Origin of the sequence: Pseudomonas atacamensis (assembly GCF_017167965.1) — a bacterium.
GTDB lineage: Bacteria > Pseudomonadota > Gammaproteobacteria > Pseudomonadales > Pseudomonadaceae > Aquipseudomonas > Aquipseudomonas atacamensis.
Map to the genome: position 1 here is coordinate 1,035,909 of NZ_CP070503.1, position 22,996 is coordinate 1,058,904.

Genomic DNA, 22,996 nt, shown 5'->3' on the forward strand with positions numbered 1-22,996 from the left:
GAGAATTTGAGGCATGCGCAGAACCAGCCGAGGTTTTACCCTGATCGAGATCATGATCGTTATCGCGATTATCGGGATCATCCTCACCATCAGCATTCCCAGCTACAACGAATACGTGAAGAAGGGCCGTCGCGCCGAAGTGGTTTCGCTGCTCTCGGAGCAGGCGCAGACCCTCGAGCGTTTCTACACCCGCAACAATGTCTACACCGGCGTCACCGGACTGAGCACGGGCAATGATTTCTACACCATCACCCCGACGCTGACCGACCAGACCTTTGTGCTGACTGCGGTGCGTAAAACCGGCTCGGCCATGGCCACCGACAAATGCGGGGATTTCACCCTGACCAACACCGGCGTGCGAAGCATGAACAACGCGACCACCGGAGTGACCGCCAAGGATTGCTGGGGCCGCTGACGTATTCTTTTTCGGGCGCTTTTTGTGCCCACTGTCTTTTTTACGGTTGGATCAAACATGACCAGGCAACAGCAAGTGGTGATTGTCGGCGGCGGGGTGATTGGCCTGCTCACTGCCTACAATCTCGCCTCCGAAGTGCGCAGCGTGGTGCTGCTGGATCGCTCGAATGTCGGCCAGGAATCGTCCTGGGCTGGCGGCGGCATCGTCTCGCCGTTATACCCGTGGCGCTACAGTCCGGCAGTCACCGCGCTGGCGCATTGGTCGCAGGACTTTTATCCACAGCTCGGCCAGCGCTTGTTTGCCGACACGGGGGTTGATCCTGAGGTGCACACCACTGGCCTGTATTGGCTGGATCTGGACGATGATGCCGCAGCCCTGGCCTGGGCCGAGCGGGAAAATCGGCCGCTGCGGGCTGTGGATATCTCGGCGGCGCATGACGCGGTGCCGGTGCTCGGCAGCGGTTTCAGCCGGGCGATCTACATGGCCGATGTCGCCAACGTGCGCAATCCACGGCTGGTCAAATCGCTGAAAGCCGCGCTGCTGGCGCTGCCGAATGTGACGATTCATGAGCAATGCGAAGTCAGTGGCTTCGTCCGCGAGGGCGAGCGCGTGGTCGGCGTGCAGACTCCGACGGGCGTGATCAACGGCGATCAGATTGTGCTGACAGCGGGAGCGTGGAGCGGTGATCTGCTCAAGACGCTGAACCTGACGCTGCCGGTCGAACCGGTCAAAGGCCAGATGATTCTCTACAAGTGCGCGGCTGATTTCCTGCCAAGCATGGTGCTGGCCAAGGGGCGATATGCGATCCCGCGTCGCGACGGTCACATTCTGATCGGCAGCACGCTGGAGCACGAAGGTTACGACAAGACCCCGACCGATGTAGCGCTGCAAAGCCTCAAGGCTTCGGCCATCGAGTTGTTGCCGGCGCTGGCGGATGCCGAAGTGGTCGGGCACTGGGCGGGGCTGCGGCCGGGGTCGCCGGAGGGCATTCCGTTTATTGGCCGGGTGCCGGGGTTCGAGGGGTTGTGGCTGAACTGCGGGCATTACCGCAACGGGCTGGTGCTGGCGCCGGCATCGTGTCAGCTATTTGCTGACGTGATGCTGGGGCGGGCGCCGATTATTGATCCGGCGCCGTATGCGCCTGAGGGCCGGATTTAGTCAGAGGCGGGTAGACCGCCTTCGCGAGCTGGCTCGCTCCCACAGGAGTACTCATTCCAAATGTGGGAGCGAGCCTGCTCGCGAAGGGGCCTTTAATCCAGGCCCAATTTCTTCAGCCGATAACGCATCGACCGAAACGACAGACTCAACCGCTGCGCCGCCGCCGTGCGGTTCCAGCGGGTTTCCTCCAGCGCCTGCAAAATCAGCTTCCTCTCGACGCTCTCCAGATAATCCTCAAGATTGTCGACCTGCGTCAGATCGGCCATCGCCCCGTCCGCCGTGCAATTGCCTTCGCTCAAACGCAGATCCTGCGCCTCGATCGTGCGGTTTTCACACAGGGTGTGCGCGCGTTCGAGGACGTTCTCCAGTTCGCGTACATTGCCGGGAAAGCGATAGTTCTTCAGCGCCTCCAGCGCTTGCGGGTGCAGGCGCGCTTCGGGTTGTCCGGTGTCTTTGGCCAGGCGCTTGAGCACGTGCATGGCAAGCGCCTCAATGTCGTCACGGCGTTCGCGCAGGGACGGCACACGCAGTTCGATGACGTTGAGCCGGTAATACAGATCCTGGCGGAAGCGTTCGGCCGAAACTTCGGCTTCAAGGTCTTTGTGCGTGGCGCAAAGGATGCGTACGTCGACCACTGTTTCCTGCTGGCCGCCGACGCTGCGCACGGCTTTTTCCTGGATCGCCCGCAGCAGCTTCACCTGCATCGACAGTGGCAGGTCGGCGACTTCATCGAGAAACAGAGTGCCGCCATGGGCCGCTTGAAACAGCCCCGGCTTGTCTTCGACGGCTCCAGTGAAACTGCCTTTGCGGTGGCCGAAAAATTCGCTTTCCATCAGCTCCGATGGAATCGCCCCGCAGTTCACCGGCACAAAGGGTTGGCCGGCGCGCGGACCTTGTTCGTGGATCAGACGCGCGACCAGTTCTTTGCCGCTGCCGGATTCACCACTGATGTACACCGGTGCCTGACTGCGTGCGAGCTTGTCGATCTGCCTGCGCAGATTGGCCATCGGCGGCGAGTCGCCCAGCAAGCGTCGCTCGATTGCCGTGCTCAAGCCGCCCGCTGTCGGCAGGCGCAGCGCCGAGCTGACCAGTTCGCGCAAGCGCGGCAGTTCCACCGGTTTGGTGAGGAAGTCGAACGCCCCGGCCTTCAGCGCATTGATAGCCGTTTCCAGGCTTCCGTACGCAGTGATCATCGCCACCGGCAGGTGTGGATCGCGTTGCTGAATGTGTTGCACCAGCTCCAGCCCGGTGCCGTCGGGCAGGCGCATGTCGGTCAGGCACAGGTCAAAGTGCTCGCGCTGCAACAGCGCCTGAGCTTCGCCCAGATTGCGTGCGCTGAAGGTCTCCAGTTTCATCCGTCCCAGGGTGATTTCCAGGAGCTCGCGGATATCCGGTTCGTCGTCGACGATTAGAATTTTTTGCCGTGGGCTTGTATTCAACTTTGTTTCCGTCCGTGAGCAAAAGTGATGCAAAAGCAGCCGCCGCCTTGGCGTGATTTGAAGTCTAGGCGTGCCTGATTGCTTTCGCACAGCTCACGGGACAGATAAAGGCCAAGACCGGTGCCCTTGCTGCTGGTAGTGAAGAACGGCTCAAACAGATGCGCCTGTTCATCGGCCGACACACCGGGGCCGTTGTCCTGCACTTCGAGCACTGCCAATTGGCTGTCGGGGTCGACGAACAGTGCCAGCCAGACGTCGGCCTGCTCGTGCAGTTGCGCACTGTGACGCCAGGCGTTGCGTATCAGATTGTCGAGAATCTGCCGCAATTGGTTGGGGTCCATCAGCGTGGTGAAATCGCCGGAATTGATCCGCAGATGAATGTGCTGGCGCTCGTTGGCCTGCTCGCGGATTTCGCCGACGAAGTCTTCCAGCCACGGCTTGAGGTCCAGCCGTTGCGGCGCGCTTTGCTGGCGGCGGGACAGTTGCAGGACGTTTTCGATGACTCGGTTCATGCGCTGGGAGTGGTCTTGAATAATCTGCGTCAGACGCCGATCTGCGCTATCGAGTTCCTCGGACTCGGCCAACAGCTGCGCGGCATGACTGATCGCGCCCAGTGGATTGCGAATTTCATGGGAGATGCCGGCGGTCAAACGCCCGAGCGCAGCGAGCTTGAGTTGCTGCGCCTGTTGGGTGATTTGCGCCAGGTCTTCGAGAAACACCAGCGTCTGCTGGTTCGGACTCTGCTCAAGGGCGATGAAGCTGGGTTGCAGCTCAAGGCCATTGCCGGGGATTTTCAGGCTCTGCGGGCGCAAGGTCGGGTTGTTGCGCCACAGTTGCAGACGCTCGACCAGTGCTGGCGAATATTCGTCGATCAAATGACCTTGCAGGTGACTATGGCCGAGCAGACTCTGCGCACTGTGATTGGCCAGTTGCACCCGGCGTTGCTCGTCGAGCACTAGAATCCCCGTGCGCATGCGTTGCAGGATCAATGCGTTCAGCGCCTCCAGGCTGACCACCTCGCTGGCGCGCTGTTCGGCCAGGGTTTCGCTGACTTCGAGGCGGCGGATCAGCCCTTGCACCAGCAATGAGGCGGCGAAGCACAGCGCGCCGAGGGTGCCGGCTTGCAAGTAGGCGTTGGCGCTCAAGGGGCGGCTGAGCCCGAGCAGAAAGCTCAGGCCGACAATGCCGATCGCCGCAATGGCGGCAATCAGCAGGCCGATGCGTCGGCGCAGCAGGGTGTTGCTGATCGCCACCGAGACCACCAGCAAATTGCCCAGCGCACTGGCCACGCCGCCCGCCGCGTAGAACAGGCCGCACAACAGCAGCACATCGACGAGCGCCAGGGTGAACAACTGCGCCGGGCGCCGGGTGTTTTCAAGGAACACCACCAGCAGCATGTTGATGATCAGGTACAGCCAGCTGCCGCCGCGCAGCAGATCGTCGTTGGCCGACGTCAGCAGGCGGTTGTCCATGTTGCTGGAGATCAGCAGCACCAGAGTGATGCCGACACTTAAACGGTACAGGTGATAAAGGCGCAGCAGACGCTGCGCCTGTTTCTGGTCGGCGTTGGCGGCCTCAGCGACCACTGGCGCCCGGGCCTTGCTCGAGATGAGCCTGGCTGCAATACCACAGTTGCTGGTTGCCCAGCGCGCGGTCGCGCGGCAGGTGCACGCCGCAGTGGGCGCAGCGCACCATCGGCGGCGCATCCTGTTCGCGCGGCGATCGGGTGGACGAGGCGGGGGCCTTGAATTTGCGCCAGAGCCAGATGGCGGCGAAGATCAGGGCAATCCAGAACAATAAACGAAGCATGATGAGCGGCTTTTCGACTGATGATCCGGCAGTTTAGCCAAGGACCCGATCAGCGCACAGCCTATTAAAGCGCGGCAATAAAAAAGGGAGATCCGCAGATCTCCCTTTTTTCGTACAGCCGGTGTGGTCAGTCGAACACGCCGAAGGTCATGTAGCTGAACCACGAGCGATCGGTGTCGCTGGATTCCGGCTCTGGCTCTTCGATCACGTCGCCGTTTTCGTCCTTAGGCTTGAGCTCGTTCGGGATTGCATCCTTCGCGTCCTGGAACTGCTTCTGCACGTCTTGGTTGGCGCGGGTTTCGCCCGGCGGCAGCGGTGGACGCGATTCGATCAGGCCCAAAGTCGCCTTGCTCAGGAACGAACGGTTGTCGGCCTCGGCTACACGTGGCACGAACTGGCCATCTTGCAGGCTCGGGTGATCCGGGTAGTTGAGCTTCAGGGTTTCCAGGCTGGTGGCGGCCAGATCGTCGAGGTGCAGACGCTGGTAGGCTTCGGTCATCACCGCCAGGCCGTCGCCGACCGATGGGGTTTCCTGGAAGTTTTCCACGACATACTTGCCACGGTTGGCAGCGGCTACGTAAGCCTGACGGGTCAGGTAGTAGTCAGCAACGTGGATTTCGTAGGCCGCCAGCAGGTTGCGCAGATAGATCATGCGCTGCTTGGCGTCCGGCGCGTAGCGGCTGTTCGGGTAGCGGCTGGTCAACTGCGCGAACTCGTTGTACGAGTCACGGGCGGCGCCCGGGTCACGCTTGGTCATGTCCAGCGGCAGGAAGCGCGCCAGCAGGCCGACGTCCTGGTCGAACGAAGTCAGACCCTTGAGGTAGTACGCGTAATCCACGTTCGGATGCTGCGGATGCAAACGAATGAAACGCTCGGCGGCAGACTTTGCAGCTTCCGGCTCGGCGTTCTTGTAGTTGGCGTAGATCAACTCCAGCTGAGCCTGATCGGCGTAGCGACCGAACGGATATCGCGACTCCAGAGCCTTCAGTTTGGCTGTGGCGCTGGTGTAGCTGTTGTTGTCCAGGTCAGTCTGAGCCTGCTGATACAGCTCGGCTTCGCTGAGGTTTTCGTCTACGACTTCCTTCGATGAGCAAGCAGCGGTCAATGCGAGGATGGCGATCAGCAGCAGGTGTTTCACTTGCATGGCGGCTTGCGTCCCTATGACGGCCGCTGTCTTGGGCGGGGCCGTCCTGTTATGATGAGCGCCCCGTTGAAAAGCCTCGGGGCAAAAGACGCCGTATTTAACCACAAGCGCGCAGCCGAAACCAAAGGCTGTGCCGACGCCCAGTCCGAGCATGTCCGATAAAATTGAACTTCGCGCAGAGGTGCCGTCCGAATTGGGCGGCCAACGCCTCGATCAAGTCGCCGCCCAACTCTTCGCTGAGCACTCACGCTCGCGCCTTTCCGCCTGGATCAAAGAAGGTCGCCTGACTGTGGACGGGGCGGTGATCCGCCCGCGCGACATTGTGCATGGCGGTGCCGTCCTTGAGCTGACTGCCGAGCAGGAAGCCCAGGGCGAGTGGATCGCCCAGGACATCGAGCTCGACATCGTCTATGAAGACGACGACATCCTGGTGATCAACAAGCCTGCGGGCCTGGTGGTGCACCCGGCTGCCGGTCATGCCGATGGCACCCTGCTCAACGCTTTGTTGCACCATGTGCCGGACATCATCAATGTCCCGCGCGCCGGTATCGTGCATCGTCTGGACAAGGACACCACCGGTCTGATGGTGGTGGCCAAGACCATTCAGGCGCAGACCAAACTGGTCGCACAATTGCAGAGCCGCAGCGTCAGCCGTATCTACGAGTGCATTGTGATCGGCGTGGTCACCGCCGGTGGCAAGATCAATGCGCCGATCGGTCGTCACGGCCAGCAACGCCAGCGCATGGCAGTGATGGAAGGCGGCAAGCCTGCCGTCAGCCACTACCGCGTGCTCGAGCGTTTCCGTTCCCACACTCACGTGCGGGTGAAGCTGGAAACCGGTCGGACCCACCAGATCCGCGTGCACATGGCACACATCAACTTCCCGTTGGTCGGCGATCCGGCCTACGGCGGGCGTTTCCGCATTCCGCCTGCGGCCAACCCGACCATGGTGGAATCGCTCAAGCACTTCCCGCGTCAGGCGCTGCACGCGCGCTTCCTTGAACTTGATCACCCGACGAGCGGTGAGCGCATGAGCTGGGAATCGCCGCTGCCGGAAGATTTCGTCTGGCTGCTGACCCTGCTCAAGCAGGATCGCGAGGCCTTCGTCGGATGAACTGGCTGACGCCGGACTGGCCTGCGCCGGCCAGCGTCAGGGCCTGTGTCACCACCCGCGAGGGTGGTGTCAGCGAGGCGCCGTTCGACAGCCTGAATCTGGGCGATCACGTTGATGATCGTCCTGAAGCCGTCGCCGAGAACCGTCGGCGTCTGACCGAGCGCTTCTCTATACAGCCTGCCTGGTTGCAGCAAGTGCACGGGATAGCCGTGGTTCATGCTGATCCGGGCATTGTTGCGACGGCAGATGCCAGTTGGACGGCAACGCCGGGCATTGCCTGCACGGCGATGACGGCAGACTGCTTGCCGGCATTGTTCTGCGATCGTGCCGGCACGCGTGTCGCGGCCGCTCATGCCGGTTGGCGTGGTCTGGCGGCGGGCGTGCTTGAGGCAACTCTCGACAGCCTCGATGTTCCTGCTGGCGAGGTACTGGTCTGGCTCGGCCCGGCCATTGGCCCCAAAGCCTTTGAAGTCGGTCCGGAAGTACGGGAAGTCTTCATCAATCAACTGCCTGAAGCAGCAGAAGCGTTCGTACCGAGCAACAATGCCGGCAAGTTCATGGCTGATATCTATCTGCTGGCGCGCCTGCGTCTGGCTGAACGGGGTGTCACGGCTGTTTATGGTGGCGGTTTCTGCACCGTGACCGACCCGCGCTTCTTCTCTTACCGCCGTGCGTCGCGCACCGGTCGTTTCGCCTCCCTTGTTTGGCTCACCCGCTAAACTCTCTGATCTGCATCAACTCTCCGACGCTTGAATCTCCCAGAATCGACCGCATCTACAGTGGTATCTGGCAGGTTTCTTTATTCAGGATGGTTTCTTAGGTCCGGCCTGCTCAAAAGGAAGGTGACCCATGCGTATTGACCGTTTAACCAGTAAATTACAGTTGGCCCTGTCCGACGCCCAGTCGTTGGCGGTTGGCCACGATCATCCGGCCATCGAGCCGGCGCATTTGATGCAGGCCATGCTTGAACAGCAGGGCGGTTCGATCAAGCCGTTGCTGATGCAAGTAGGCTTCGACGTCAACAGCTTGCGTAAAGAGCTGACCAAAGAGCTCGATCAACTACCGAAAATCCAGAATCCGACCGGCGACGTCAACATGTCGCAGGATCTGGCGCGCCTGCTCAATCAGGCCGACCGTCTGGCTCAGCAGAAGGGCGACCAGTTCATCTCCAGCGAACTGGTGCTGCTCGCCGCGATGGACGAGAACAGCAAGCTCGGCAAGTTGCTGCTCGGCCAAGGCGTGAGCAAAAAAGCCCTGGAAAACGCGATCAACAACCTGCGTGGTGGCGAAGCGGTAAATGACGCCAACCACGAAGAATCGCGTCAGGCCTTGGACAAATACACCGTCGACCTGACCAAGCGCGCCGAAGACGGCAAGCTTGATCCGGTGATCGGCCGTGACGACGAGATCCGCCGCACCATTCAGGTTCTGCAACGCCGCACCAAGAACAACCCGGTGCTGATCGGTGAGCCTGGCGTGGGTAAAACCGCGATCGCCGAAGGGCTGGCGCAGCGCATCATCAACGGCGAAGTGCCGGATGGCCTTAAAGGCAAGCGCCTGCTGTCGCTGGACATGGGCGCGCTGATTGCCGGCGCCAAGTATCGCGGTGAGTTCGAAGAGCGCCTGAAATCGTTGCTCAACGAACTGTCGAAGCAGGAAGGGCAGATCATTCTGTTCATCGACGAACTGCACACCATGGTCGGCGCTGGTAAAGGCGAAGGCTCGATGGACGCTGGCAACATGCTCAAGCCTGCGCTGGCTCGCGGCGAGTTGCACTGCGTCGGCGCGACCACGCTCAACGAGTATCGCCAATATATAGAGAAGGACGCGGCGCTCGAGCGGCGTTTCCAGAAAGTCCTGGTGGACGAGCCGAGCGAAGAAGACACCATCGCCATTCTGCGTGGCCTCAAGGAGCGTTACGAGGTCCACCACAAGGTGGCGATCACCGACGGCGCGATCATTGCCGCAGCGAAACTCAGCCATCGCTACATCACGGATCGGCAGTTGCCGGACAAGGCCATCGACTTGATCGATGAGGCCGCCAGCCGTATCCGCATGGAAATCGACTCCAAACCGGAAGTACTCGATCGTCTGGAGCGGCGCCTGATTCAGTTGAAAGTGGAATCCCAGGCGCTGAAGAAAGAAAGCGACGACGCAGCGAAGAAACGCCTGGAAAAACTCCAGGAAGAAATCGAGCGTCACGAACGTGAGTACTCGGATCTGGAAGAAATCTGGAACTCGGAAAAAGCCGAGGTGCAGGGTTCTGCGCAGATCCAGCAGAAGATCGAACAGTCGCGCCAGGAACTGGAAGCCGCACGCCGCAAAGGCGACCTGAATCGCATGGCGGAGTTGCAGTACGGGGTGATCCCCGATCTGGAGCGCAGCCTGCAAATGGTCGACCAGCACGGCAAGAGCGAAAACCAGTTGCTGCGCAGCAAGGTGACTGAAGAAGAGATTGCCGAAGTCGTGTCGAAGTGGACCGGCATCCCGGTGTCGAAGATGCTCGAAGGCGAGCGCGACAAGCTGATGAAGATGGAGAGCCTGTTGCACAAACGGGTCATCGGTCAGGAAGAAGCGGTCGTGGCTGTGGCCAACGCCGTGCGGCGTTCCCGCGCCGGGCTGTCCGACCCGAATCGTCCGAGCGGCTCGTTCATGTTCCTCGGCCCTACCGGTGTCGGTAAAACCGAGCTGTGCAAGGCCTTGGCCGAATTCCTTTTTGATACCGAAGAGGCGATGGTGCGGATCGACATGTCCGAGTTCATGGAGAAACATTCCGTGGCTCGTCTGATCGGTGCGCCACCGGGCTACGTCGGCTACGAAGAGGGCGGTTATCTGACCGAAGCGGTGCGTCGCAAGCCGTACTCGGTGATCCTCATGGACGAAGTCGAGAAGGCCCATCCGGATGTGTTCAACATCCTTCTGCAAGTGCTTGAGGATGGCCGGCTGACCGACAGTCACGGGCGTACGGTGGACTTCCGCAACACGGTGATCGTGATGACCTCCAACCTCGGGTCGATGCAGATCCAGGAGCTGGTCGGTGATCGCGAGGCGCAGCGCGCTGCTGTGATGGACGCGCTGACGTCGCACTTCCGTCCGGAGTTCATCAACCGGGTCGACGAGGTGGTGATCTTCGAGCCGTTGGCGCGGGATCAGATCGCCGGGATTACCGAGATCCAGTTGGGTCGCCTGCGCAGCCGTCTGGCTGAGCGCGAGCTGAAGCTGGAGCTGAGCCCGGAAGCGATGGACAAGCTGATCGCCGTCGGTTACGACCCGGTGTATGGCGCACGTCCTTTGAAACGGGCGATCCAGCGCTGGATCGAAAACCCGCTGGCACAGTTGATCCTGTCGGGTCATTTCATGCCTGGCGACACCGCCACCGGCAAGGTCGAGAACGACGAAATCGTTTTCGGCTAAGCCTCAGCAGCAATGAAACCGGGAAGGCCTCGCATTGCGAGGCCTTTTTTTCGCCAGGCTGTTGAACTCAAAGGAAAAGGCTTGTAAAGTGCGCCCCGCAGTCAGTCACCGGCAGCGTTTCAACCCACCGGGTTGGAATCTGAAATAAGTTGCAAATCATTAACTTGAAAGCAATTTAGGGGGTTGACAGAGGTGTTCTAGGTTGTAGAATAGCGCGCCTCAGACACACGAACGCAGCGATGCGAACGGGTGGCGAGATGCAACAAAGCTTCACCGCTGTAAATTGAAATATGTAGTTCCGTGATAGCTCAGTCGGTAGAGCAAATGACTGTTAATCATTGGGTCCCAGGTTCGAGTCCTGGTCACGGAGCCAATTTCAAACCGGGGTATAGCGCAGTCCGGTAGCGCGCCTGCTTTGGGAGCAGGATGTCAGGAGTTCGAATCCCCTTACCCCGACCATATTTGGGTCGTTAGCTCAGTTGGTAGAGCAGTTGGCTTTTAACCAATTGGTCGTAGGTTCGAATCCCACACGACCCACCATTTTTGAAACCAGTTTGCGCTGGGATCGAATCTTAAGATCAGAGGCCAAAAGCGCTGATCGAAGAAGGCGATCTTTGAAAGGTCGCCTTTTTTTTACCGGGGTATAGCGCAGTCCGGTAGCGCGCCTGCTTTGGGAGCAGGATGTCAGGAGTTCGAATCCCCTTACCCCGACCATATTGAAAATCCTCGTATCGAAAGATACGGGGATTTTTTTTGCCTGCCGAAAGCTGAATCCCTTCAAGTCGTCATACAACCTGCCGATAGCCCGCTAACACGAGGGGACTGCCAACGCTTCGCCCCTTGATCTGGCCATTACAAGAATAAGGGCGTTCGTCATGTTGCTTCGTCAGTTGAATATTGCTCCCCGGGCTGCCCTGGGATTTGCCCTGATCGCGGTGTTGGTGGCCTTGCTCGGCGTGTTTGCGCTGGGACAGATGTCGAGCATTCGCGACAGTGAGGTAGCGGTGGAGAACCGTTGGTTGCCGAGCATCCGTGGCGGCGACGAGATCCGCGAACTGATGCTGCGCATCCGCACCATCTCCCTGCGCATGGCGCTCGATCAGGATCCGGCCAATATCGCCACCTATCGCGGCCAGATGGACACCCGCGACAAGGAACTGAGCGAGAAGATCGCCGCCTACGACAAACTGGTCGACACTGCCGAAGGCCGGCAGCTGTATGACCAGTTCAAGAAAACCTTCGCCGCCTATCGCACTGGCATTGCCCAGTCATTCACCCTTGCCGAGCAAGGCAAGCGTGACGAGCTGACCAAATTGCTCCTGGTTGACATGAAGACCGTGGTCGACGGCTCCGGCAAACAGCTCAATGATCTCGCCGATCTGTTCGCCCGCCAGGTCGCTGCCGAAAGCGAGAAGTCCGCCGCGCATTATGAAACCTCGCGCACCATCGTTACTCTTTTCATTGCCTTGGCAGCGCTGGCCACGGTGGCGCTGGCGATGTTGCTCACGCGCAGTATCGTGCGCCCGCTGAGCAGCGCCGTGGATGCCGCAGAAAGTGTCGCCAAGGGCGATCTCACGCGGCCGATCGAAACCCATGGCAACGACGAAGTCAGCCGCTTGCTCAAAGCCTTGGCGACGATGCAACAAAACCTGCGCGAGACGCTGCAAGGTATCAGCGGCTCAGCCACACAACTGGCCACCGCCGCTGACGAACTGAGTGCCGTCACCGTCGACAGCACCCAAGGCCTGCAAGAGCAGAACAACGAAATCGAACAAGCTGCCACTGCGGTCAATGAGATGACCGCTGCGGTGGAGGAAGTCGCGCGCAACGCGGTGTCGACGTCCGATGCCACGCGCCAGTCGAGTCAATCGGCGCAATTGGGCCAGGAGCGCGTCAGCGAAACCGCCAGCGCGATCAATGCGCTGGCCAGTGATGTGCAGAACACCGGTGAACTGGTGCAGTCGCTGGCCAATCAGTCGCAGGACATCGGCAAGGTTCTGGACGTGATTCGCGCCATCGCCGAGCAGACCAATCTGCTGGCGCTCAACGCTGCCATCGAAGCAGCACGCGCCGGTGAAAGCGGTCGCGGCTTTGCGGTGGTAGCCGACGAAGTGCGCGCGCTGGCGTATCGCACCCAGCAATCGACGCAGGAAATCGAACAGATGGTGCAAGGCATGCGCAGCGGTTCGAGCCAGGCGCTGGAATCAATGCAGGCCAGCGCATCTCGTGCGGCGAGCACGCTGGTTCTTGCAGAGCGGGCAGGTGAGGCGTTGGTGACGATCACGGCGTCGGTGCACGAGATTCACGAGCGCAACCTGGTGATCGCCAGCGCCGCCGAGGAGCAGGCGCAAGTGGCGCGGGAAGTGGATCGCAATCTGGTGAATATTCGCGACCTGTCGGTGCGTTCGGCTGCGGGGGCTGATCAGACCAGCGCATCGAGCCACGAACTGTCGCAACTGGCCAATGCGCTACAGGGCATGGTGCGGCGCTTCCAGCTGTGATGAACAGCGATTCATTGCAGGCCTTCGCCCACTGATTTGAGAACAGCACGAAACGATGTGGGAGCGAGCCTGCTCGCGAAGGGGCCGGATCATTCAACGACAGTGTTGACAGACCCACCGCTTTCGCGAGCAGGCTCGCTCCCACAGGTTGGCGTTTTAGTGCAGTTTCAGACGCGGCTCGGTGCCACGACCAATCTTGCTGCCCAGCATCAGCATCGCCGTGCGGAACGGCCCGTACAGCGCCATCTGGTGCATACGGTACAGCGACACATAGAACATCCGCGCCAGCCAGCCTTCGAGCATGACGCTGCCGGTCAGGTTACCCATCAAGTTACCCACAGCAGAAAAACGCGACAGCGAGATCAGCGAGCCGTAGTCGGTGTATTTGTACTCCGGCAGGGTCTTGCCTTCGATGCGCAATTTCAGCGACTTGGCCAGCAGCGACGCCTGTTGATGCGCCGCTTGTGCCCGTGGCGGCACGTTGCGATCGGTACCCGGTTGCGGGCAGGCCGCGCAGTCACCGAAGGCAAAGATGTTTTCGTCGCGCGTGGTTTGCAGAGTCGGCAGCACTTGCAGCTGATTGATGCGGTTGGTTTCCAGACCGTCGATGTCCTTGAGGAAACCCGGTGCGCGAATGCCGGCAGCCCAGACTTTCAGGCTGGCCTTGATCTCGTTGCCATCGGCGGTGATCAGGCTGTCGGCAGTCACTTCGCTGACTGCTGCGTTGGTCATCACATTGACCCCGAGCTTTTCCAGGGTCTTGTGCACCGGCCCGCTGATGCGCTCCGGCAGGGCAGGCAGCACCCGTGGGCCGGCTTCGATCAGCGTGATGTGCATGTTTTCCGGTTTGATCCGGTCCAGACCATACGCGGCCAATTCATGGGCGGCGTTGTGCAGCTCTGCCGCCAGTTCGACGCCAGTGGCGCCAGCGCCGACGATGGCCACGCTGATTTGCTCGACCACATCGGTCTGCCCGGCGTGGGCGCGCAGATAGTGATTGAGCAATTGCTGGTGGAAGCGCTCAGCCTGTTTGCGCGTATCGAGGAACAGGCAATGCTGCGCCGCGCCCTGGGTGCCGAAATCGTTGGTGGTGCTGCCCACGCTGATCACCAGCGAGTCATAAGCCACTTCACGCGCCGGCACCAGCTCGACGCCGTTTTCGTCATAGGTCGCGGCCAACTGGATTTTCTTCTGCGCGCGATCGAGCCCGCTCATGCGCCCGAGCTGGAACTCGAAGTGGTTCCATTTCGCCTGGGCGACATAGTTGAGTTCGTCTTCGGAGGAGTTCAGGGAACCGGCGGCCACTTCGTGCAGCAGCGGCTTCCAGATGTGGGTCAGGTTCGCGTCGACCAGCATCACGCTGGCCGTGCCGCGCTTGCCCAGAGTCTTACCCAGGCGGGTAGCCAACTCCAGACCGCCGGCGCCGCCGCCGACAATGACAATACGATGGGACATAGGGATAACTCGCAAGGTTTTTAAAGGAAATCGGTGCGGTTACCCGAGGGAGCGCAAGGCAGCTCATAACGTCAGGTAACTGATAAATCGGCTCAACAGGCCCAGACCAATGGTCACTGCCAGCACCAGCACCAGGAGCATCCACGGCCGGAAAGGCCGGCGCTCGACACGGTGTTGGGACAGTTGCAGGTACTCTTCGACATGCTTTTGGTCTTCGGGGTTCAGGCGGCTGGTCATATTTGCCTCGTCAGGTAGACGTTACTGAATGAGCACAGGCTACAGCGGTTTTCAGCCCGGATTGAACGCAGCGTAGCCACTGTCCGGAACCGGTTCGACGCACACGCTATCGTCGAGACGAATGATGCCGCTTTGTAACACCCGGGCGGTGATCCCGCCATGCCCGCGCACGGCTTGAAAAGTGCCCGGGCCGAGGTTGTTCTGCAAGCGTGCGCAGGGCTGACACCAGCCAGTGGTTTCGAGTATCGCTTGCCCGATGCGAAAGCGCCGCCCCTTCAGGCTAAACAAATTGATTCCGCTTATAACGAGATTGCGCCGCAGATCTTCAGGCCGGACCGGCTGGTCAGCGGGACGGCCCATCAATGCATTGATCACCGCCAAGTGCTCCCACTGAATCAGCGTCACCTGTCGCGCATTGCGAACACCCGGGCGGGCGTGGTCGCCGGTGAGCCCGGCCTCCAGCCGCGCCTCGACCGCGTCGAGCTCAAGCATCGGCCCGCGGGATTCTGGACGCACGCCGATCCAGCGCACACGACCGGTTTGCGGAACCTCGGCGATCAACTGCTGCAGCGGCGTCACAGGCTGATGCCCACGTCGAACACAATGCTGCGGCCGAGGTTGCTGCGCAGAAAGTCCGGCGCGTCGGGATGAGCAAACAGCACCCTTGCGAATGTCGGGCCGACCAGCGACAGCGAGCGCCAGCCCTGACGCAGGTATTCGGTCGGTGGCGGGAAGTGACTGTTGAGATCCAGCACTTCGCGTTTGAGGCTGGCGAAGGCGATGATGTCCAGCTCACCCAGATCCATGCCGCGTTCCTTGTAGTTGTGCGCCTTCTTGCGCAGGGTTGGCGCCAGACGCAGGAGAAATTCATTGGCCGGGATGCGCTTGGGTTTGGCTTCGCGGCGCACCAGTTGGCTCAGGGAAAACGCGCTGCGCCGACGCTGCAATTCGTCGCGCCACTCGTCATTGAGACGGCGGCCTTCATCGAGGACGAAAAAAACTTCGAAATTGGCATCGCGGAACAACACGTCCGGCGGCTCACCGGCCGGGGCGAATTCGTCGGCGCGGTAGGGGATGTTCAGACCTTGCAGCAGGCGCTGGCAGACCCAACGCTCACGCTCCCATTTGCGGGCATTGGACAGGAACGCATTGGCCTGCTCGGCCGCGATGGTCAGCAGGCGTAAATAATCTGAATCATCCATAAGCCCAAGCTTAGCGTCCAAATGCGACAAGCAGATAGCTTTGCATCGGCTGGTGCACATGCATCGGCGGTGTAGACTGCGACAAAGCGGTAAGCCCATGGAGAAGGTGAGGGAATCATGATCGGTGCCGAACTGCTGTCCTCGGCAAGCCTGACGCTCGGCTGGCTGATTTATCTGCCGGCGCTGCTCTGGGCGATCATGCGTGCGCCATGGGTCGAGCTGTTCAGCGACAGTCGCCGGCAGCACTTGCTGTTCGGCACGGTGTTCGCGCTATTTCTGCTGTGGCTGGTGCGCAGGGATTTCGACACCGGCGTGTCTTATCACTTCATGGGCATGACGGCGGTGACGCTGATGTTAGATTGGCCGCTGGCGATCGTCGGCGGGCTGGTTGCGCAGATGGGGCTGGTGCTGCTGGGGCGTCAGGACCTGGCTGCGGTGGGCGTCAATGGCGCGTTGCTGATTCTGCTGCCAGTGCTGATCACCGAATGCGTGGCGATTCTGGTCGAGCGTGCGCAGCCACGAAATCCGTTCGTTTACATCTTCTGTTCCGGTTTCTTCGCCGCTTCGTTGTCAGGCCTGTTGTGCCTGATTCTGAGCCTGACGTTGCTGTGGTACGACGGCCTCTTTGCCATGCCGGAATGGCTGGAAGATTTCGTCGGCTACCTGTGGTTGCTGCTGTTTCCCGAGGCCTTTATCAACGGCATGGTTGTCAGCGCGTTGGTGGTGTTCTGCCCGGAATGGCTGGAGACCTTCAACCGCACCCGTTACCTTTCAGCGCCGTGGAAGGACGACGATCCGAAGTCTTGATCCACATCAAACCGGCCATGCCGCAGAGATTTCATGCTCGCGCAAATCCCTTCAGGAGCAGTGGCATGGGCGTGTACGAATGGGCGCGGCAGGAAACCCGGCAGAGTCTGGAGCTGGCGCAGGAGGTGGGCTTTGACCCGGGCCTGAGTTTGCGCGCCCTGCTCAGCGCCGTGGTGCAGCAGAGCAAGGCCGTGCGCAATGCCGAAGACCTGGCCGACGAGTTGCGCTTTCTCGCGGAGAACCTCGACGACAGTCAGGACTACGGCTTTATGCGGCCCTGATCAGCGATCAGTGACGCGGATCGAAATCGCCGGAAAACAGCTCGTCTTCGGCATCCGGGGCGACCGGAATCTTGTGCTCTTCCGAGGCCCAGGCGCCCAGGTCGATCAGTTTGCAGCGATCGGAGCAGAACGGACGGAATTTGTTCGCCGGGGTGAATTCGACGGGGGCGCCGCAGGTTGGGCATTCAACGGTTGGAATCTGGCTCATGCTTGGCCTCCGGATAAAGTCAGATAAAAGTGATGCAGACGCTCGACCTCGCTGTGCAGCCAGGCGAGGTCGCGGTCGTTGACGATCACATCGTCGGCACGGCTCACGCGGTCTTCACGGCTCGATTGCGCCTTGAGGATCGCCTGCACTTGTTGTTCGCTGGTCTGGTCACGCTGCAAGGTGCGTTCGATCTGCAGTTGTTGCGGCGCATCGATGACCAGAATGCGCTGGGTCATCGCGTATTGCCCGGACTCGATCAGCAGCGGTGAAACCAGAATCGCGTAAGGCGATTTTGCCTGCGCCAGATGATGAGCGATTTCTTCGCCGATCAACGGATGCAGCAGCGCTTCAAGCCAACGCCGCTGTTCAGGGTCTTCAAAAATCAGTTTGCGCAGGGCGGCACGGTCCAGTGTGCCGTCGGCCTGCAACACGCCGGAACCGAAATGCTCGGCGATTTTCGCCAGCGCCGGACGCCCCGGTTCGACTACCCAGCGCGCCGCATGATCGGCATCCACCACGTGCACGCCGAGGTCGATGAAGTGCTGCGCCGCCGCGCTTTTGCCGCTGCCGATGCCGCCGGTCAGGCCGAGGATCCAGGGTTTTTCCACAGGGGTATTCATTTCAAACCGACAGACTGCCAATAGAAGTCGGTTATTTGACCACCCCAGAGCAAGGCAATCCAGCCGGCAATTGCCAGAAAGGGTCCGAAGGGGATCGGCGTCGAGGTTGCCTGGGCGCGCAGACGCAGCATGACGACGCCCAAAATCGCTCCCACCAAGGATGACAACAGAATCGTCAGCGGCAGAATCTGCCAGCCACCCCAAGCGCCAAGCAAGGCCAGCAGCTTGAAATCGCCATGACCGATGCCGTCCTTGCCGGTGAGCAGTTTGAACAGCCAGAACACCGACCACAGCGCCAGATAACCCGCGACCGCACCCCACAACGCATCGGGCAACGCCACGAACACGCCGAAGCTGTTGACGATCAGCCCCAGCCACAGCAGCGGTAGCACCAGCACATCGGGCAGCAGCTGATGTTCGCAGTCGATCAGACTCATCGCCAGCAAGCCCCACGTCAGCAAGATCAGCAAGCCCGCCGGCCAGCCGAAGCCCAGATGCCAGGCGATGAATGCCGACAGCAGGCCGCAGGCCAGTTCGGTCAGCGGGTAGCGTTTACTGATCGGCGCCGAACAGGCCGAGCAGCGCCCGCGCAGCAGCAGATAACTGAGCAGCGGAATGTTTTCCCACGGGCGGATCCGGTGTCCGCAATGCGGGCACGCGGAGTGCGGCAGCATCAGGTTGTAGGTCGGCACGGGCGTTTCGCTGGGCAGGCCGAGCACATCATGGGCTTGCTGGCGCCAGTCGCGCTCGAGCATTTTCGGCAGGCGCCAGACCACAACATTGAGGAAGCTGCCGACCACCAGCCCGAGCAGCAGCGCGCTGACCGCAAAGGCCAGCGGATACACAGCAAACAGTTCATCGATAGGCATGTCAGATCGCTGAGCCGAGTTGGAAGATCGGCAGGTACATGGCCACCACCAGTCCACCGACGATGACCCCCAGCACCACCATGATGAACGGCTCCATCAGGCTGGTGAGGTTGTCGACCATGTTATCGACTTCCGCTTCATAAAAACCGGCGACCTTGTCGAGCATGTCATCCAGTGCGCCCGATTCCTCGCCGATGGCGGTCATCTGCACCGCCATGTTCGGAAATACACCGGTGCTGCGCATCGAAAAATTCAGCTGCATGCCGGTCGAGACGTCCTGCCGCACGCGCAGCACCGCGCGCTTGAACACCACGTTGCCGGTGGCGCCGGCGACCGAATCCAGCGCTTCCACCAATGGCACCCCGGCGGCGAAAGTGGTCGACAGGGTGCGGGCAAAGCGGGCAACGGCGGACTTGTACATCAAGGTGCCCACCAGTGGCAGCTTCAGCAGCCAGGCATCGCGCCGGTCGCGCAGGGCCTGCGAAGTCTTCAACGCGTGGCGAGTGCCGAAAAACGCTGCCACCAGCGCAAAAAGAATCGCCCACCACCACTGCTGCATGAATTCCGACAGGCTGATGATCATCAGGGTGAAGCCCGGCAGTTCGGCGCCGAACCCGGAGAATACCGACTGGAACTGCGGCACTACCTTGACCAGCAGAATGCCGGTCACCACCGCCGCCACCAGCACCACGGCGGTGGGGTAGGTCATGGCCTTCTTGATCTTGGCCTTGAGCGCTTCGCTTTTTTCCTTATAGGTCGCGACCCGTTCGAGCAAAGTGTCGAGGGCACCAGACTGTTCGCCGGCGTCGACCAGGTTGCAGTACAACTCGTCGAAGTATTGCGGCTTCTTGCGCAGGGCCGTGGCGAAGCTGTTACCGGCGGCGACCTCCTGTTTGACCTCGTCGACCAGCTTGCGCATGGCCGGGTTTTCGAAGCCCTCGCCGATGATGTCGAAGGACTGCAACAGCGGTACACCGGCCTTCATCATCGTTGCCATCTGCCGGGTGAACAGGGCGATGTCCTGCGGTTTGATGCGTTTGCCCAAGCTCAGCAGGGAAGCGGATTTCTTGCGCACCTTGCCCGGGTTGATCCCTTGTTTGCGCAGCTGTGCCTTGATCAGTGCGGGGTTCTGCCCGCTCAACTCGCCGCTGACTTTACTGCCTTTGCGGTCGGTGCCTTCCCAGGCGTAAACGCTGACTTTCGCTGCCTTGACCGCCATGTTCAATCCTTGGTGACCCGGTTGATTTCCTCAAGGCTGGTGATGCCTTGCATCGCCTTGTGCAGCCCGGAGGTGCGCAGATCGGCGAAACCGTCGCGGCGCATCTGAATGTCGATTTCCAGCGAATTGCCCTCGGCCATGATCAGCCGTTGCAGGTCCGGTGTGTTCTTTACCACTTCATAAATCCCCACGCGTCCTTTGTAACCGCCATTGCAGTGATCGCAACCGACCGGCTCGTAGATCGTGAAATGGCCGATGCGTTCCTCGGGGAAGCCTTCCTTGAGCAAGGTTTCGTGCGGGATTTCCAGCGGCCGCTTGCAGTGTGCGCACAACTTGCGCGCCAGGCGCTGGGCGATGATCAGGCTGACCGAGGTGGCAATGTTGAAACCGGGAATGCCCATGTTGTGCAGGCGCGTGAGGGTTTCCGCTGCGCTGTTGGTGTGCAGGGTCGACAGCACCAGGTGGCCGGTCTGCGCGGCCTTGATCGCGATCTCGGCGGTTTCCAGATCGCGGATCTCGCCGACCATGATCACGTCCGGGTCCTGACGCAGAAATGAGCGCAGCGCCTGGGCGAAGTCCAGCCCTTGGCGGGGATTGACGTTGACTTGGTTGATGCCTTCCATGTTGATTTCCACCGGGTCTTCGGCGGTGGAAATGTTGATGTCGACGGTGTTGAGAATGTTCAGCCCGGTGTACAGCGACACGGTTTTACCGGAACCGGTGGGGCCGGTGACCAGAATCATCCCTTGCGGCTGTTTCAGCGCGGCCAGGTACAAGGCTTTTTGTTCGGCTTCGTAGCCCAGCGCATCGATGCCCATTTGTGCACTGGACGGGTCGAGAATCCGGATCACCACTTTTTCGCCCCACAGGGTCGGCAGGGTGTTGACGCGAAAATCGATGGATTTGCTTTTCGACAGGCGCATCTTGATCCGCCCGTCCTGGGGTTTGCGTCGTTCGGAAATGTCCAGACTGGCCATGACCTTCAAACGTGCGGCAATACGCCCGGACAACTGGATCGGCGGCTTGGCGACCTCGCGCAGCATGCCGTCGGTGCGCATGCGCACCCGATAGTTTTTTTCGTACGGCTCGAAATGCAGGTCGGAGGAGCCACTCTTGATCGCATCGAGCAGCATCTTGTGCACGAAGCGTACGACCGGGGCATCGTCGGCATCGAGGCCGATCACGTCCTGTTTGTTGTCATCAATGGACTCGACGTCGAGGCCGTCGAGATCGACATCGGCCATTTCCTCCAGGCCCGAGGCGTGGCTGTCGAAGAACTTGTCGATGGCGTCGCTGAGTTTGTCGTCCTCGACCAGAATCGCTTCGGTGCTCAGGCCGGTGCTGAACTGGATGTCGCTGATCGCCTGCTGATTGCTCGGGTCGGAAAGGCCCACGAACAGTTTGTTGCCGCGCCGCCACAAGGGCAGGGCGCAATGCTGACGAACCAGTTTTTCACTGACCAGCCCCTTGGGCTGAGTCTCCTTGTCGAGGCAATGCAGATCGAGCAGGGCCATGCCGAAATGTTCCGAGGCGATCTCGGCAATTTGCCGGCTGTTGACCAGTTTGTTGTGCACCAGGTAATTGACCAGCGACACGCGATTGCGCTGGGCCTGCGCCCAGGATTGCCGGGCACTTGTTTCCGTGAGCAGTTCGGCCTGGACCAATTGCTTGGCCAGACCGCTCAGAGCGATGTCATTCATGGGGATTCCGCACGCTTGCCGTTCATGACTTATAGCCTAGTCAAGTGACAGCGCCAAACACGGCCGGTGCAGGTGACAAAAAGTGTCAGATAGTGCGGTTGCGGGTTGTAGGAAACGGCGCAGAAAATTGCGCGCGCCCAGCAGGCGGGGCCTGAAAGGCGTTGGCATGGGCTGTGCTGAGCCCTGTTCAGATCATGAGATTTCGACTCATGCATGGAGCGTGTCTATGAAAAAACAACAAGGTTTCACATTGATCGAGCTGCTGATCGTCGTGGCGATCATCGGCATTCTGGCGACTATCGCCCTGCCTCAGTATTCGAAGTATCAGGCGCGGTCGAAGGTGACGGCGGGGTTGGCGGAGATTACTGCGCTGAAGGTTCCCTTTGAAGATACGATCAATCAGGGAACGGCCCCGGATATCACTAATGTGGCCAACGGTACGACGACAACTTCCAACTGCACGTTGGCGGTTACAGGCACGGCGGCGACAGGCGCAGGTACGATCACCTGCACCTTGTTGAACGCTCCGGGGCCGGTGCTGGGCAAAACCATTACGCTTACCCGTTCCGGCGCCGCCACCGGTAACACATCGGGTGCCTGGACATGCGGAACGACGGTCAACGCTGACTATTCTCCGCGCGGCTGCACTGCGAGCGGTACGTAACTCGGTTCGCGCCTGAAGCCAAAATGCCCCGCACTGCGGGGCATTTTCGTATCGCCACCTCTTCACAAAAGCTCCAATAATTTCAGCAGCTTATGAACTTTCCGAAAAACCGCAACTTGCATGCGAAGATTCAGCGAGTCATGCATTTTGCATGAAAACGAAAATCAGTGTTTTTCATAACTTGTTGTTTTAAAAGGATTTTATGCGACTGAAAAAGTTGGCACAGCGTTCGCAATATCTCCGGTAACCCTGCTGACAAGCGTTACAGCAGACTTCCAGTAAAAACAGGAGTTACTCGTATGAAGAAGTTCGCTATCACTGCCGCTGCTACCGCTCTGACCCTGACCATGGCTGGTGGCGCTTTCGCCCAGTCCGCTCAGGCTACCCAAGCGCCAATGGTTCTGGCTGCCGGTGAAGTTACCGAAATGAAACAAGATACCAGCGACACCTGGATCACCACCAAGGTCAAAGCTGACCTGGTTACCGAAAAAGGCATTCCAGGCACCGACATCAAAGTCGAAACCAACAAGGGTGTAGTTTCCCTGTCGTCGACCACTGCGGTAACCGAGTCGCAGAAAGAAGTCGCCGTAGGCATTGCCAAGAAAATCAAAGGCGTTAAAGCGGTCTCCGCTGATGGCCTGAAAGCCGAGTAAGGCAAGACTTCTCGCCTGAACCGGGAGAAGACGCGACAGACGGGCCGAGCAATACGTCTGCCGCAACTTTAGAGTTCATGCGAACGG

Annotated in this window: 23 protein-coding genes and 4 tRNA genes; 14 read left to right on the forward strand and 13 right to left on the reverse strand. The window is 60.2% G+C overall.

Annotated elements, in window-relative coordinates:
- The first annotated feature begins 13 nt into the window (after positions 1-13).
- Both JWU58_RS04810 and thiO read left to right on the forward strand, forming a co-directional pair.
- The gene (locus JWU58_RS04810) at positions 14-415 is read left to right on the forward strand and encodes a type IV pilin protein (RefSeq protein ID WP_130902285.1); all 402 of its coding nucleotides are present in this window, start codon (positions 14-16) and stop codon (positions 413-415) included.
- A gap of 57 nt (positions 416-472) precedes the next feature.
- Positions 473-1,573: a glycine oxidase ThiO gene (gene thiO, locus JWU58_RS04815; protein ID WP_206421547.1), complete on the forward strand. Its 1,101-nt coding sequence runs from the start codon at positions 473-475 to the stop codon at positions 1,571-1,573.
- A gap of 92 nt (positions 1,574-1,665) precedes the next feature.
- On the opposite strand, the gene JWU58_RS04820 is transcribed toward thiO, so the two are convergent.
- The 4 genes from JWU58_RS04820 to JWU58_RS04835 all read right to left on the reverse strand — a co-directional run bounded on the left by JWU58_RS04820 (position 1,666) and on the right by JWU58_RS04835 (position 5,965).
- Positions 1,666-3,012, reverse strand: coding sequence for a sigma-54-dependent transcriptional regulator (locus tag JWU58_RS04820; RefSeq protein WP_206421548.1), 1,347 nt, complete (start codon positions 3,010-3,012; stop codon positions 1,666-1,668).
- The gene (locus tag JWU58_RS04825) at positions 3,009-4,598 is read right to left on the reverse strand and encodes a sensor histidine kinase (RefSeq protein WP_206421549.1); all 1,590 of its coding nucleotides are present in this window, start codon (positions 4,596-4,598) and stop codon (positions 3,009-3,011) included. The genes JWU58_RS04820 and JWU58_RS04825 overlap by 4 nt, the downstream gene beginning before the upstream one ends.
- The gene (locus tag JWU58_RS04830; RefSeq protein WP_016773138.1) at positions 4,588-4,821 is read right to left on the reverse strand and encodes a PP0621 family protein; all 234 of its coding nucleotides are present in this window, start codon (positions 4,819-4,821) and stop codon (positions 4,588-4,590) included. The genes JWU58_RS04825 and JWU58_RS04830 overlap by 11 nt, the downstream gene beginning before the upstream one ends.
- Positions 4,822-4,948: 127 nt before the next feature.
- Entirely contained in the window at positions 4,949-5,965 is a 1,017-nt protein-coding gene (locus JWU58_RS04835; protein WP_016773139.1) for an outer membrane protein assembly factor BamD, read from the reverse strand.
- Positions 5,966-6,116: 151 nt separating this feature from the next.
- On the opposite strand from JWU58_RS04835, the gene rluD reads away from it, so the two are divergent.
- The 8 genes from rluD (at position 6,117) to JWU58_RS04875 (ending at position 12,994) form a co-directional block, all read left to right on the forward strand.
- The gene (gene rluD, locus JWU58_RS04840) at positions 6,117-7,079 is read left to right on the forward strand and encodes a 23S rRNA pseudouridine(1911/1915/1917) synthase RluD (RefSeq protein ID WP_016773140.1); all 963 of its coding nucleotides are present in this window, start codon (positions 6,117-6,119) and stop codon (positions 7,077-7,079) included.
- Positions 7,076-7,798, forward strand: coding sequence for a peptidoglycan editing factor PgeF (gene pgeF, locus JWU58_RS04845; RefSeq protein WP_206421550.1), 723 nt, complete (start codon positions 7,076-7,078; stop codon positions 7,796-7,798). Before rluD ends, pgeF begins: the two co-directional genes overlap by 4 nt.
- A 130-nt stretch (positions 7,799-7,928) precedes the next feature.
- Positions 7,929-10,493 (forward strand): ATP-dependent chaperone ClpB, encoded by a 2,565-nt coding sequence (gene clpB, locus JWU58_RS04850; RefSeq protein ID WP_073475480.1) that lies wholly within the window; start codon positions 7,929-7,931, stop codon positions 10,491-10,493.
- Between the two features lie 297 nt (positions 10,494-10,790).
- Positions 10,791-10,866 (forward strand) — tRNA-Asn (locus JWU58_RS04855).
- A gap of 9 nt (positions 10,867-10,875) precedes the next feature.
- Positions 10,876-10,952, forward strand: a tRNA-Pro gene (locus JWU58_RS04860).
- A gap of 5 nt (positions 10,953-10,957) precedes the next feature.
- Positions 10,958-11,033, forward strand: a tRNA-Lys gene (locus JWU58_RS04865).
- Between the two features lie 97 nt (positions 11,034-11,130).
- Positions 11,131-11,207, forward strand: a tRNA-Pro gene (locus JWU58_RS04870).
- A 161-nt stretch (positions 11,208-11,368) separates the two neighbouring features.
- Positions 11,369-12,994: a methyl-accepting chemotaxis protein gene (locus JWU58_RS04875; protein ID WP_024014347.1), complete on the forward strand. Its 1,626-nt coding sequence runs from the start codon at positions 11,369-11,371 to the stop codon at positions 12,992-12,994.
- A gap of 156 nt (positions 12,995-13,150) precedes the next feature.
- On the opposite strand, the gene JWU58_RS04880 is transcribed toward JWU58_RS04875, so the two are convergent.
- The 4 genes from JWU58_RS04880 to JWU58_RS04895 all read right to left on the reverse strand — a co-directional run bounded on the left by JWU58_RS04880 (position 13,151) and on the right by JWU58_RS04895 (position 15,888).
- Complete coding sequence (locus tag JWU58_RS04880; RefSeq protein WP_016773144.1) at positions 13,151-14,449, reverse strand: NAD(P)/FAD-dependent oxidoreductase; 1,299 nt, start codon at positions 14,447-14,449, stop codon at positions 13,151-13,153.
- Between the two features lie 63 nt (positions 14,450-14,512).
- On the reverse strand, positions 14,513-14,686 hold the full coding sequence (locus JWU58_RS04885; protein WP_007909875.1) for a DUF3094 domain-containing protein: 174 nt from the start codon (positions 14,684-14,686) through the stop codon (positions 14,513-14,515).
- Positions 14,687-14,737: 51 nt separating this feature from the next.
- Complete coding sequence (locus JWU58_RS04890) at positions 14,738-15,265, reverse strand: MOSC domain-containing protein (RefSeq protein WP_016773146.1); 528 nt, start codon at positions 15,263-15,265, stop codon at positions 14,738-14,740.
- Positions 15,262-15,888: a DUF1780 domain-containing protein gene (locus tag JWU58_RS04895; RefSeq protein ID WP_007909887.1), complete on the reverse strand. Its 627-nt coding sequence runs from the start codon at positions 15,886-15,888 to the stop codon at positions 15,262-15,264. The genes JWU58_RS04890 and JWU58_RS04895 overlap by 4 nt, the downstream gene beginning before the upstream one ends.
- Positions 15,889-16,005: 117 nt before the next feature.
- Here JWU58_RS04895 and JWU58_RS04900 point away from each other — a divergent pair, with 117 nt between their 5' ends.
- Together JWU58_RS04900 and JWU58_RS04905 are read left to right on the forward strand one after the other, a co-directional pair.
- Complete coding sequence (locus JWU58_RS04900) at positions 16,006-16,695, forward strand: energy-coupling factor ABC transporter permease (protein ID WP_206421551.1); 690 nt, start codon at positions 16,006-16,008, stop codon at positions 16,693-16,695.
- 65 nt (positions 16,696-16,760) lie between these two features.
- Positions 16,761-16,976 (forward strand): hypothetical protein, encoded by a 216-nt coding sequence (locus tag JWU58_RS04905; RefSeq protein WP_016773148.1) that lies wholly within the window; start codon positions 16,761-16,763, stop codon positions 16,974-16,976.
- Between the two features lie 7 nt (positions 16,977-16,983).
- Here JWU58_RS04905 and yacG read toward each other — a convergent pair whose 3' ends face one another.
- Genes yacG through pilB form a run of 5 tightly spaced genes read right to left on the reverse strand, consistent with a single transcriptional unit; the run spans position 16,984 to position 21,592 of the window.
- Positions 16,984-17,184 (reverse strand): DNA gyrase inhibitor YacG, encoded by a 201-nt coding sequence (gene yacG, locus JWU58_RS04910; protein ID WP_016773149.1) that lies wholly within the window; start codon positions 17,182-17,184, stop codon positions 16,984-16,986.
- Positions 17,181-17,804 (reverse strand): dephospho-CoA kinase, encoded by a 624-nt coding sequence (gene coaE / locus JWU58_RS04915; RefSeq protein WP_130887103.1) that lies wholly within the window; start codon positions 17,802-17,804, stop codon positions 17,181-17,183. The genes yacG and coaE overlap by 4 nt, the downstream gene beginning before the upstream one ends.
- Positions 17,801-18,673 (reverse strand): prepilin peptidase, encoded by an 873-nt coding sequence (locus tag JWU58_RS04920; RefSeq protein ID WP_206421552.1) that lies wholly within the window; start codon positions 18,671-18,673, stop codon positions 17,801-17,803. The genes coaE and JWU58_RS04920 overlap by 4 nt, the downstream gene beginning before the upstream one ends.
- A gap of 1 nt (position 18,674) precedes the next feature.
- Entirely contained in the window at positions 18,675-19,892 is a 1,218-nt protein-coding gene (locus JWU58_RS04925) for a type II secretion system F family protein (protein ID WP_024014342.1), read from the reverse strand.
- Positions 19,893-19,894: 2 nt separating this feature from the next.
- Positions 19,895-21,592, reverse strand: a complete 1,698-nt coding sequence (pilB, locus tag JWU58_RS04930) for a type IV-A pilus assembly ATPase PilB (protein WP_206421553.1) — start codon at positions 21,590-21,592, stop codon at positions 19,895-19,897.
- A gap of 226 nt (positions 21,593-21,818) precedes the next feature.
- Here pilB and JWU58_RS04935 point away from each other — a divergent pair, with 226 nt between their 5' ends.
- Together JWU58_RS04935 and JWU58_RS04940 are read left to right on the forward strand one after the other, a co-directional pair.
- Entirely contained in the window at positions 21,819-22,256 is a 438-nt protein-coding gene (locus JWU58_RS04935) for a pilin (RefSeq protein ID WP_122698547.1), read from the forward strand.
- 299 nt (positions 22,257-22,555) lie between these two features.
- On the forward strand, positions 22,556-22,909 hold the full coding sequence (locus JWU58_RS04940) for a BON domain-containing protein (RefSeq protein WP_016773155.1): 354 nt from the start codon (positions 22,556-22,558) through the stop codon (positions 22,907-22,909).
- Positions 22,910-22,996 lie beyond the last annotated feature (87 nt).